General features: G+C 50.8%; 10 protein-coding genes. All 10 read left to right on the forward strand.

Annotated elements, in window-relative coordinates:
• Positions 1-130, forward strand: a 130-nt coding sequence (locus tag K9N57_14410; GenBank protein ID MCF7805372.1) for a dihydrofolate reductase, incomplete at its 5' end; no start/stop codon positions are given.
• Positions 131-158: 28 nt separating this feature from the next.
• Positions 159-1397, forward strand: coding sequence for an NAD(P)/FAD-dependent oxidoreductase (locus K9N57_14415; protein ID MCF7805373.1), 1239 nt, complete (start codon positions 159-161; stop codon positions 1395-1397).
• Positions 1398-2000: 603 nt separating this feature from the next.
• Positions 2001-5033, forward strand: a complete 3033-nt coding sequence (locus K9N57_14420) for a tetratricopeptide repeat protein (GenBank protein MCF7805374.1) — start codon at positions 2001-2003, stop codon at positions 5031-5033.
• Positions 5034-5040: 7 nt separating this feature from the next.
• Complete coding sequence (locus K9N57_14425) at positions 5041-6738, forward strand: TonB-dependent receptor (GenBank protein MCF7805375.1); 1698 nt, start codon at positions 5041-5043, stop codon at positions 6736-6738.
• Positions 6739-6768: 30 nt separating this feature from the next.
• Complete coding sequence (locus tag K9N57_14430; GenBank protein MCF7805376.1) at positions 6769-7407, forward strand: MotA/TolQ/ExbB proton channel family protein; 639 nt, start codon at positions 6769-6771, stop codon at positions 7405-7407.
• Entirely contained in the window at positions 7388-7789 is a 402-nt protein-coding gene (locus K9N57_14435) for a biopolymer transporter ExbD (GenBank protein ID MCF7805377.1), read from the forward strand. Before K9N57_14430 ends, K9N57_14435 begins: the two co-directional genes overlap by 20 nt.
• An 11-nt stretch (positions 7790-7800) precedes the next feature.
• A complete protein-coding gene (locus K9N57_14440; protein MCF7805378.1) occupies positions 7801-8649 on the forward strand; it encodes an energy transducer TonB in 849 nt (282 codons plus the stop codon).
• 220 nt (positions 8650-8869) lie between these two features.
• Positions 8870-10714: a M1 family metallopeptidase gene (locus K9N57_14445; GenBank protein MCF7805379.1), complete on the forward strand. Its 1845-nt coding sequence runs from the start codon at positions 8870-8872 to the stop codon at positions 10712-10714.
• Positions 10715-10851: 137 nt separating this feature from the next.
• Entirely contained in the window at positions 10852-11805 is a 954-nt protein-coding gene (gene murB, locus K9N57_14450; GenBank protein MCF7805380.1) for a UDP-N-acetylmuramate dehydrogenase, read from the forward strand.
• Positions 11806-11811: 6 nt separating this feature from the next.
• Positions 11812-12129, forward strand: coding sequence for a hypothetical protein (locus K9N57_14455; GenBank protein ID MCF7805381.1), 318 nt, complete (start codon positions 11812-11814; stop codon positions 12127-12129).
• Positions 12130-12200: the final 71 nt, after the last annotated feature.

The raw sequence follows: 12200 nt of genomic DNA on the forward strand, positions 1-12200 counted from the left end.
CGAACATTTCGAAGGTGACACCCGATTTCCGCAGATTGACCCCTCGAAATGGGAGGAAGTTGAGCGGGAGGATTTTGAGGAAAATGGTCACCCCTATGCCTTCAGTTTTGTAACCTATGAGCGTAAATAATCATTCATACAAGTAAGAGTCAAATTCTATGAACAATTCCAACGGACAAATCTACGACATCATTATTGTGGGCGCCGGACCGGCCGGAACCACCGCGGCATTGTACGCCAAGCGAAAGGGGCTCACTACATTGCTTCTGGACAGAGCCTCTTTTCCCAGAGATAAAATATGCGGCGATGCACTCTCCGGAAAATCGGTTACCATTCTCGAGGAGCTGGATCTCATCGATAAGGTCAGCGAACTGCCGGGCGCGTTTATTCAGTCCGTGGTGTTCGGAAGTCCCACCAATACCCGGGCAAAAATCGATTTCAAGCGGAATGTGGTTGAAAATACGCCAAGCGGATTTGTGATTCGCCGGGAGATCTTTGACAACTTCCTGTTCCAGGAAGCGAAGCAGGTTGCAACAGATGTTCGGCAAAATTTTCTTGTGAAGGATGTCATTGAAGACAACGGTCGATTAGTCGGTGTCCGGGGAAAGGATACCGAATCCGGTGAGGAATTCGAATTCCATGGGAAGATTGTTTTCGGGGCGGATGGATTTAATTCCCTGGTTGCGCGAAAAACCGGGCTCTACGATCACGATCCTGAACATTGGGTGGTGGCGCTCCGCCAGTACTACAAAGGCGTCAAGGGGTTGACGGATCAGATTGAGTTGCACTATGTGGATGAAGTCCTCCCGGGCTATTTCTGGATTTTCCCGCTGGAGGATGACTACGCCAATATCGGTATCGGTATGCTTCACAAATATATCAAAGATCAGGACGTGGATCTGAAAGTGGCGCTTCGCCATGCCATAGAAAGTGAAGCCTTCCGGGAGCGCTTTGGCGACGCTGAACCAATGGAGGACCCCCGGGGCTGGAATCTCCCGGTCGGAAGCAAACACCGGAAGATATTCGGGAACGGATTTATGCTCCTTGGCGATGCTGCCAGCCTGATTGATCCGTTTACCGGCGAAGGGATCGGCAATGCCCTCTACTCGGCGAAATATGCGGTGGAAGTTGCGGAGGAAGCTATCTCTGCCAACGATTTCACCGAGGATTTTATCGCACAATACGATCAGCGGCTCTGGACCGAGGTTGGCGATGAGCTGAGGGTCAGCCACAAACTCCAGAAGCTCGGGCGGTTCCGGCCGCTCCTGAATTTCGTGATTAACAAGGCATCCAACAGTGAAGAGGTGAGTAATATAATCGCTGGAATGCTTGCAAATGAAGTCCCCCGGAAGCAGCTTGCCAATCCGCTATTTTATTTCAAACTGCTATTCAGTTAACTGCCGGAGATTAGGAAAAGGCTACAAGGTATTGGACAAGACCTAGTCCCTGCTCGTTCGACCAAGCCAGGCGGCGCCCCGGCCCCTGACGGACTCTCGACTGGTTTAGCAGGTTTTTACATAAGATGGGAAAGGAAGAAAGACTATACGTTGTTTCACTTTTCAAACTCTTTTGTCTTTCCGAAAGTTCGAATCCATTAGGATAACGTCGACACTTACAACTGCCAACACAACCTCTAAAGAGGTGACTACTATCAAGAGCGATGCACTGTTTTACTATTGGTTCTTACTACTCCACGGCGAATCACTTTTTACGTCTCACTCCGCCGTGGCGGGTAGCACCTCACTTATTGACAATTGTGTGTTGTTTACCGGTTACTGAGAACCTAAACACCCAAACACTCTAACACCTTAAGATTATAGTTGTGAATTTCTTCATTTGTGCTTCTCAAAATCCGTCTTATATTACCGGTCGAACAAGTGGGGCGTGAAAACTCGATTTTCTGGTGGATGAGTGGAACTTTGTGGTGCGAAAACCGTCAGATGCACGATTTTCGTAAGTGGCAACCAGAAACTAGACAGGATGAAGGAATGAAATCGAGGATGCAAGCGTCCCAATTTTTATATCGGCTAGTGCTAGCCGGATTAGTCCTGACGCTTCTTTTTACTTCGGGAAAATTATCCGCACAGTCTTCCGCAGAAAATTCAGCCCGCAAAGATTTTGCCGTTGCGCGTGGGATGTACGAGGACCAACTCTATGAATTGGCGACATCCCAGCTCCGAACCTTCCTCGGAAATTACGAGTCCAGTCAGTATGCCGGTCAGGCGCAATTTCTCCTGGCGGAATCTTATCTCCATCTCCAGAAATATGAACAGGCGATCAAAGAATACCAGACACTGCTGAACACATATCCGGCAGTGGGATTTCGTGACAAGGCCCAGTTTCGGCTTGGGGAAGCTCAGGTAAATGCCGGTCGGCACCAGGGCGCAATGGAGACACTGGATACATTTTTCACCCAGTTCCCGGAGAGTGATCTCAAACCCAGCGGACTCTACTGGTATGCCGAGGCGCTTTATCGCACCGGCAAGGTTGGAGAATCACTGGACTATTACCGGCAAGTCTATACGGATTTCCCGGATGCCTCGCTGGCAGATTATGCGGCGTATTCCGCGGCGTTCATCTACGAGGAAATGAAAAAATGGGAAGAGGCTATGTCCGCGTACCAGCAGGTCATAGCCAATCACCCGGACAGTCCGTTGGTGGAACGCGCCGCGTACCGCATCGGATTTACCGCGTTCGGCAAAGGAGACTATGAGGCCGCGATAAATCTTCTGGAAGAAGCCATCAACAAGTATCCCGATCACCGCCTCCATGGTGAAGGGCAATATTTTGTGGGTGAATCGTATTATGATCTGGAACAGTATGAGAAAGCGTTGACAGCCTATCAGGAGGCTGCTGAGCTATCCGGCAATCCTTTTGCTGATGACGCCCAGTACAGCATCGGCTGGACGTATTTTCAGTTGGAACAGCATCCCGAAGCAGCAGCAGCGTTTGGTCAGGTTGAATCGGTTACCCGAAGTGATACACTGGCTGCGTCAGCCTATTTTCAGTCCGGCCGGAATTACCTGTTGGCCGGGGATCGACAGAATGCAAAGGAAGCGTTCAATACCGTATTTGCAGGATATCCGCAGTCCGATGACGCCCCGAATGCGCTGTACGAATATGCCTCCATCGATTTTGAGGATGAGCGGTACCAATCGGCTCTGGAGCATTTTCAGCGTTTGGAGGAGCGTTATCCGAATTCTACGCTGGCGAGTGAGGCTGCGGTGATGATCGGCGAGTGCTATTTTGCCATGAATGAATTTATAAAGGCCAGGGAAGCCTACACCCATACCAGAGAGACCTACAGCGTTTCAGGCATTGTGGCCCGGGCCACCTATCGGTTGGGCTGGGCGCTTTTCCGGGAAAACAATTTTTCGGACGCCGCTGAGGCTTTCGGGATGGTGTTAAAGAAATATCCTGAAAGTGAATATACTGGAAACGCCGCCTTTTGGCGTGCGGAAGCCCTTTATAATGCCCGGGATTATAAGAGAGCCTATTCGGCCTATAATATGTTTATTCGTAATTACCCGGAGTCGGATAACCTAAGTGATGCATGGTATGGTCTGGGTTATTCGGCGATGAACCTGAACCAGTTTACAGATGCGGCAGAAGCGTTCGCTGCGGCAGCAAGTCAGTCCGAAGATCCGTCCATTACTATCGATGCACGCTTTCGGCAGGGCGATGCACTGTTTAACGCCAGACAATATTCAAAAGCCATTGATGCATATACGTCCGTTCGCGAGCAGAGCAGCAATCAGGCGAGGAAGGCCGAAGCACAATTCCAGATCGGACAGTGTTATCTCCGGCTTGGGGAAAATGTTCGGGCGCGCAGGGAATTTCTCTCAGTTGCGGAACGGTTCCCCGGTGCAGATGAAGCACCGGAGGCTGTCTATTGGGCTGGCCGGGCAGCATTCCGGGCGAACCAATATCAGACATCAGTCGGGGATTTCCAGAAACTCATGCAGGAGCATCCCGAAAGCGCTTTTGTGGAGGATGCGCTCTACACGATGGCAGACGCTTACTATAATCTTGGCGAATTTGAATATGCAGTTGACCGGTACCGTGAATTTATCAACCGTTTCCCGGCGAGTGAATATATTCCGGATGCGGTTACCGGACTTCAGTGGTCGCTAATCCAGCAGGGTAATGCCGGTGGCTCACTAGCTATTGTGGACTCCCTGGTGCAGCGTGTGGAAGAGCCTTCCAAAGCGGCGGAAATCCTGAGCCGGAAAGCGGACTACTTTACCACCCTTCAGAATTACGAGGCGGCACTTGCGGAATATCAGCGCATCCTGAATACCTATAGTGGAACGCAAACCGCCAGAAACGCCTTTTTCCAGATGGGTACGGTGTATGAAGAAGCCGGGAAGCCGGATTCTGCCCTGGCCTTTTTTGAACACCAATGGGAAGAGAGCCGCCATGCCGAAAGTACCCCGGACGCGCTTCTGCATGCTGGCGACATCGAACTTGCCAGTGAAAATTATGCCGAGGCCATCACATGGTACGAGCGAATTCTGAATACCTTTCCTGAGCATAATAATGCCGGACTAGCCACGTACAAAATGGGGCTGGCAAACCTGAGAGCGGGCGATTACCAGCAGGCCGAAACTTTCTTCGGAAATATAATTCAGGAAGACTGGGACGCCTCCTTGAAGCATCTGGCACGTATTGGGCAGGCACGAACTGCTCTGGGGCAAAATCGATACGATGCGGCTAAACAGTATCTCAGTACCGTTCTTGACAACGCATCGTCGGAGGTCGCCGCCGAGGCCCAGTTCCTGATGGGGCAAACGGCGGAACAGGTCGGTGACTGTGAAACCGCGGTCGTGGAATATTTAAAGACGAAGTACCTTTACGGCAGCGAAAAAGAATGGGTGGTGAAGAGCGTATTTAATGCCGCCTCCTGTAATGAAACGCTTGAGAAATATGGGGATGCCAGACGGCTGTACCGCTCAATTATTCAGGACTTTCCGGGCGATACGCTCTACGCGGATCAGGCCGAAGAGCGGTTGAACTCCCTGGTGGGGGAGTGATAGGGTTATGAGACTTCTGACAATTACAATCGTTGCTTTGTTAATTTTTGCTGCAGCGGGCTTTGCGCAGGATAAAGTTACCCCGCCGACAACCAGAATGGAAGCCCCTGATGATTCCGTCGCCGGCGATACTACTATGCAGAAACCCAGTCCGAATGAACCGGAACTCGAACTGCCCGAGGTGCTCATTCTTGGAAAAAATCGCACCGTGCGGACCTCAGAAAACAAGGCATCGCTGGCACCGGATTCGCCCTCTCTGGTAAAACCGGATGCGCCGTCTGACGCTATCTCTACGTGGTTCCGGGAACAGACCCTGAAGCCGTCATTTAACCGGCAACTCTCCATTACCGATGAACGGTTCCGGACACGACTGGATGTGGGGAACTATCTTTCTATGGCCGGGACGGCTGAATATTGGAGACAACTGGAGACCGGGGATGTTCGGGGTACGGGCTGGTTTGACCATACTGGCGGCGAATTTCGGAACAGCCACCAGACGCAAGGCGGCGGAAATGTTAACTTGAATTTCGGGCTTGCTGAGGATCTGCGGACTAGGCTCAGTGGCGGATATGCCGGCGAATCTGCCGGATTGTATACAGTGCTCGATACCAATGCTATCCGATCGGTTTCGTCCGGGAATCTGGAGACCAGGCTCTCATATGACATCACACGGTCCAGCAACGCAGAATTCGATTTTCGACTCCATTCAATGTCCGCTCGAACTGATACGGGAAATACCCGGATTGCCGGGGCCTCTGACCTCTGGTACTCCGTCACCGGTAAATATTCCGACAATTACGCCGGATTTCCGGTTTTAATTATGGGCGAAATGCTGCGTGAACAGTACAGCCGTGAAAATATCCCCGGCGAGATGACTGCCATTTCAAACAATGTCGGACTGGAAGTACAAATTCCGTTTTCGGGCCAATGGACGTCGACCTTCGGTATTATGTATCAAACCTTCGGGAGCGATTCGGTGAATACCGGCAATCGATTTTCTCCCTGGGGGCGCCTGAATTTTGTGCCGAACAACCATCTTGGATTTTCTCTCCGGGCCTATACTGGTTATCAATATGAGCCATTTTCCCGGCGATACGGCGAGAACAGGTTTACATCGTACGCATATCCGCTCCGGGCAGATGAGGTACGGTTCGGTGCGCAGTTTAGCGTAGCGCTTCAGTTATCGGAACAGTTCGCGTTGAATGGTCGGCTGGATTATACCAACATGAAAGTCTTACAGTATTGGGAACTCAGTCAAAGCGGGATGTTCCGGCTCCGGGAGATAAACGGCGTGGAAATCGTTGCCTTTGGATTTGACGCAGAAACTACCCCGGCGGATTGGGTGCAGCTCATCGCCTCGCTGGAAATATATACCACATTTTATGATGATGCCGGTATAGCGATTGATGATGCAATTCCGTACCGCCCCCGGTTGGAAGTTCCGATCAGAGCGGATTTCCAGTTGCCGAAGGAACTGACTCTGCAGGTAGAAAGTACTTACAGCGGGGAGCGGTATGTAGATTTGACAGGCAGTACTACTCTGGAACCATATTGGCAACTCAACAGCACCCTTTCGAGAGATTTCGGAAAGCATTATACTGCGTTTTTTCAGGTCAATAATTTACTAAATCAGAAGTATAACTCATGGGAGAACTATCCGGCGAGACGGTTCCGGATTCTCCTGGGTGTACAGGCGACATTTTAACTGACATGCTGGATTGAACAGGAGGCATACATGTCCATATTTGAGATACTCACTAAAGGCGGCTGGCTGATGATTCCCATCGGACTTGCGTCGATAATTGCGGTAGCCATACTCGTGGAGCGACTCGTATCACTCCGCAAAATCAGGATTAATGCGGATGCGTTTATTAGTCGGGTCCATAATCTGCTGATGCGTGAGCGGGTGGATGAGGCAATCCGGACCTGTGAGGCAACTCCGGGACCGGTCGCAGCCATTACCAAGGCGGGGCTCAAAAAGCATAATCGTTCAAGAGAAGAGATTAAGGACGCCATCGAAAGCGCGGCCGAATCCGAAGTCTACCATCTTGAACGGTATCTTGGTGTCCTGGGTACTATCGCAGCTATTGCGCCGCTTATTGGATTTTTGGGAACGGTGACCGGGATGATCAGGGCGTTTATCCAGATCCAAACTCTGGGCGGAAACGTAGATGCCAGCGTGCTGGCCGGAGGGATCTGGGAGGCACTGATTACGACTGCAGCGGGCCTGAGTGTCGGTATACCGTCGCTCATCTTCTACAACTGGCTGCAAGGGAAGGTAGAACATCACGTCTTCGAAATGCAGGAAAGTTCCAGTAATCTCCTGGATATCCTGCTGGAGAGGGAGGCCGAGGATGAAGATAGAGACGAATAAAAAACGCATGGTGATGTTCTCAGCGATTTCGCTGACGGACATCGTCTTGCTCTTACTGATATTCTTTATGCTGACCTCGTCGTTCGTGGTGCAGCCCGGTATCAAGGTGCGTCTTCCCAAGGCGGCGTCCGGTCAGCAGGCCAACGAATCGCGCATCTTTCTGACGGTTACGAACAACGATCAGATTTTCCTGAACCAAAAGCTGATTTCCAGAGATGACCTGGGCCAGCGGCTTCGAACCTTACTCTCTGAAAATCCGGATCGACTTGTAATTATCCGCGCTGACAGAGACCTTTCTCTGGACAAAACCATTGAAATCATTGATGTCGCCAAGCTGGCCGGCGCAGAGCGGTTTATGATTGCAACTCAAAAGGGAATGTAGCACAGAAACAGATGAAGCAGACTTTTATAGATATTTTTGCGGATTTGCGAAAGACTATTGCGGCCTCAGGGGTACTGCATATCCTGATACTTCTGCTCCTGATGCTGATGAAAATCGGCATGGACGTTGAGCGCCCGGAATACGCAGAAATTAATTTTGTTGCAAGCCAGCAGGAGTCGTCGACGCCCACCCCGGCACCGCGAACAACGCAGCGTGAACAGGTGACACCAGAACCACCTGAGCAGGAGGCGCAGGAGGCTGAACAGGAAGAACCCGCTGAGCCGGAGGTCTCCCAGACCCAGGCCGCCGCACCACAAGCGCCGCCGGTAAATCTGCCGGAACGCCGTATGCAGGAGGAAGAGGACCCGGAGATAGTGAGACGCAATTCCGAAAAACTTAACCGGGATACGGGAACCGAACGGTTACCCATGCGCGCTGATGTATACGAGGAACGGAAAGCCGGGGATGTCTCCAACAGAGAGGCAGAGGGCGAAAAGCTCTCAGCGAATCCGCAGCAGATGGACCTGCAAGATGAAGGGGTAGCACCTACGACTGAAGTCGGCGGTCCATCCGGCGAGCAGCCGTTTCAGATCACCGGAGAAGCTGCGGAGCGCTCCATCCTGAGCAAAACTATTCCCGAGTACCCGCAGGATCTCCAGCGTGAGGCGGTGATTCGTATCAGATTTACAGTGACGCCCGACGGCAGGGTTGGCCAGATGATCCCGGTACAGAAGGACTATCCCGAGCTGGAGGCGCTCACTCTGGATGCTCTGAAAGAATGGCGGTTCAACCCGCTGCCCCCCAGTGCTGAACAGCGTGCAGTGGAGGGGATAATTACATTTCGATATGTGCTTGAGTGACTCGGTGTGTTTCATATTATAAATAGACAAATTCCCGGTTCCCTGAATTCGTTGTACTGACAGAACACAATACTTATATATTTCTTCAACCTTCCACCTTCTGCAAATCAGAATTTTTGCAAGTACGAGGATTATCTTCCTGAATATTGGTGGAAATCCAGCATCGATCATCCTACTTTTTTATAATTCCGTTCATTAATACGCCCCACGGATACATTCCATGAAACGTTTGCGATTTCTCCTTGCCGGAATTTGGTTAACGGTTGCCGTCACGGTACTGGTTGCGAAACCAGTGGACGATCCGGCCTCGCTGGCAAACATTAAAGACGTTCGGATAACACACCTCGATCTACATTTGGATGTGGATTTCGAAAAAAAAGTCCTCCGGGGTCATGTCACGCTCAGTTTGAACAATCTCACCGGCACGGACACGCTCATCCTGGATTCCCGGGGCCTCAAAATTCAAAAAGTCACCACTGGAGAATCCGGGCAGCCGGTGCAGTATTCTCTGGGTGAGTATGTGCTACACCTTGGGCGACCACTCCAGATACTTATTACGCCGGAGACAGAGATGGTAACCGTGTATTACGAGACCAGCGATGATGCGGGGGCGTTACAGTGGTGTTCTCCCGAGCAGACCGCCGGCGGCTCGGCACCATTTCTGTACAGTCAATCCCAATTTATAGAGGCCCGATCCTGGATCCCGCTGCAGGATTCGCCTGGTGTCCGGATGACTTATTCGGCGACTATCACTGTGCCTAAGGGGTATCTGGCGTTGATGGCAGCGGAAAACCGGCAAACTATTGATAGCAGCGGAATATATCACTTCGAAATGCCACAACCGATACCGTCATATTTGATGGCCCTGGCAGTCGGAAAACTTGAATATCGGGTCCTCGGCGAACGAGCGGGAGTGTATGCCGAGCCCGCCTTAGTGGAAAAGGCCGCCCGGGAATTTTCCGGAACCGGAAAGATGGTGAAAGTAGCTGAAGACTTGTACGGACCGTATCAGTGGGAGCAGTTTGATATCCTGACCCTTCCACCAAGCTTCCCGTTTGGGGGTATGGAAAACCCAAGGTTGACGTTTGCTACACCGACAATAATTACCGGCGACCGGTCACTGGTTTCGGTTATAGCACATGAACTGGCGCATGCCTGGTCCGGTAATTTGGTTACCAACGCCACCTGGAATGACTTCTGGCTAAACGAAGGGTTTACCACTTATTTTGAACGGCGGATTACCGAAGCAACAAAAGGGCGAGCGTACGCCAGCATGCTTACAAAACTTGATTACGACGGGCTCCAGGCAGCCGTACAGAGAATAGGACCTGAAAACTCTGCGACGGCATTGAAAAGAGAGTATGGCGCCCGGGATCCGGCGGATTTTTATAACTGGATACCCTATGTCAAAGGCATGTTTTTTCTCCGGATGCTGGAAGAGGAGTTCGGTCGGCGTCGATTTGATGCATTTCTTGAAGACTATTTTAAAACCCACAGATTTCAGTCGGTGACCACTGAAGGTTTTTTGGAATATCTCAGGGAACACCTACTGAACAATAATTCCGCCCTGGAGCGTGAACTTTACATCCGTGAGTGGATCTATGAGCCCGGGATACCGGCGAATTGTCCGGTGGTTTCATCGCCGGAGCTGGAAAGGGTGGCCAATAATGCTAAGCAGTATTTGGAAGAGACCGATGCCTCCGTCATTGATACCAGCGGATGGACGGCGCGTCACTGGGATTATTTTTTCAGCCGCCTTCCGGATACTCTCTCCATGGAACAGATGGCCGTACTGGATGAAGCGTTTGGTCTTACGGAGTCCGCAAATGCAAGAATCCAGCGGGAGTGGTATCAGCTTGCAATCCACAGTGGCTATGGAAAGGCATATACGGCAATACGAGAATATTTATTGACTGTCGGCCGGATTAGCCTCATCAGACCAGTGTATCGGGCGCTCGCTTCAACAAAAGTCGGTGCAGCCCGGGCACAGCTCATTTACGAGTCTGCCAAATCCGGCTATCACCCTATGACCAGAGAGGCAATTGAACGGGTGCTAGGTCCATAGGTACTCTGAGTTGAGTCGGTAATGGAGTATCTATCTACAAAATTATCCGCACTGCCAAAAAATATGTGTTACGCTGATAGTGTTTCATGTAAGAAAACCGCTGCAATCGTCCGGGTTTTCTTTGTATATTTCCTTCTATGGAGATACATGAAAATATAGCGCTCAGAGAACGGAATTGGTTTCGCACCGGCGGCCCCGCCGAGTATTATTGTGAACCGCAGAATTCGGCCGATTTTTCCAGGGCTCTTACATTCGCGCTGGAGAAGAATTTCCCGCTCTTTTTCCTTGGAGAAGGTGCTAATATCCTGGTGAGTGACGCCGGATTCCCAGGTCTGGTCGTACACCCGAACAATACCGATATCAAAATCCTCTCCGAGGATAGGGACGAAGTATTGATCAGAGCGGGCAGTGGTGTAAGTATGCAAACCCTTATCGATTATTGCCTGGAGCGAAATTGCATCGGTCTGGAAGATTTTAGCGGTATCCCCGGAACCGTCGGTGGAGCGGTCTATATCAATCTCCATTATTTTGAGTATCTGCTGGCTGATTTTTTTGACCGGGGCACGGTCATCGATAAAAAAACAGGAGAGATCGAGGAGAAAGATCTCGATTGGTTCCGGTTTGGGTATGACGAATCCCGCCTGCACGATGATGAGCATTATTTGATAGATGCGACGTTTCGCCTACGGCGGGTTTCGGAAACCGAAAGCGCATATGCTCGTGGCCGTCGTGACGAGATTATCCGGCATCGGGATCGCCGGTATCCGGATTCCAATACCTGTGGGAGTTTTTTCCGGAATTTCCATCCGGGGGAAGTGACACTGACGATAGATGGTGAGCCCATGCTTTATGTGGCGTACTATTTGGACAAACTTGGCGTGAAAGGGGCACTGCAGGTAGGAGGGGCTCGAATCTCATCAAAACATGCCAATATGCTTGTCACCAACGAAGTTGCTAAATCTGAGGATGTGATTAAACTTGCCCGGACTATGCAACGCATGGTCAATGAAGAGTACGGCATTGTGCCACAACCGGAATGCCAACTCGTTGGATTTGACAGTTATCCGCTCATGCAAACGGAGGGTGAATAAGAGCAGATGTTTCATTTTATCGTATCGTGGGAAATATACATTCAGGGTGAAAAGTGGGACGAAATCAACGACCGGCTGAAGGTTTGCCTGGACGGTTTCAATATCGTCAAGCTGCTGAAAACCACCTATGTGGTGAAACTTGAGGAGCAACAACAATATGCCGAATTGCACAAAAAGTGGTCGGATATTGCGGAGGAATTTCAGGGGAATCTTGAGTTTGTGATGAGTCCGCTAATGAAGGCCGGACAATATGCAGGATATTTTCGCCGGGAAAAGTGGGACAAACTGACCTCCGAATTGGGCAACGGGCAACACAACCACTGATTTATATCTGTCAACGGTTTTAAGGAACAATGCCAGGGAGACCAGCTTCCCGGAATCGTATTACATGTGTG

It is taken from the genome of Candidatus Neomarinimicrobiota bacterium (assembly GCA_021734025.1).
GTDB lineage: Bacteria > Fidelibacterota > JAANXI01 > JAANXI01 > JAANXI01 > JAANXI01.

Bases quoted from the DNA above. Each gene is read 5' to 3' on its own strand.
- K9N57_14440 (MCF7805378.1), top strand. From the start codon at position 7,801: ATGAAGCAGACTTTTATAGATATTTTTGCGGATTTGCGAAAGACTATT.
- K9N57_14435 (MCF7805377.1), top strand. From the start codon at position 7,388: ATGAAGATAGAGACGAATAAAAAACGCATGGTGATGTTCTCAGCGATT.
- K9N57_14455 (MCF7805381.1), top strand. From the start codon at position 11,812: ATGTTTCATTTTATCGTATCGTGGGAAATATACATTCAGGGTGAAAAG.
- K9N57_14425 (MCF7805375.1), top strand. From the start codon at position 5,041: ATGAGACTTCTGACAATTACAATCGTTGCTTTGTTAATTTTTGCTGCA.
- K9N57_14430 (MCF7805376.1), top strand. From the start codon at position 6,769: ATGTCCATATTTGAGATACTCACTAAAGGCGGCTGGCTGATGATTCCC.
- murB (MCF7805380.1), top strand. From the start codon at position 10,852: ATGGAGATACATGAAAATATAGCGCTCAGAGAACGGAATTGGTTTCGC.
- K9N57_14420 (MCF7805374.1), top strand. From the start codon at position 2,001: ATGCAAGCGTCCCAATTTTTATATCGGCTAGTGCTAGCCGGATTAGTC.
- K9N57_14415 (MCF7805373.1), top strand. From the start codon at position 159: ATGAACAATTCCAACGGACAAATCTACGACATCATTATTGTGGGCGCC.
- K9N57_14445 (MCF7805379.1), top strand. From the start codon at position 8,870: ATGAAACGTTTGCGATTTCTCCTTGCCGGAATTTGGTTAACGGTTGCC.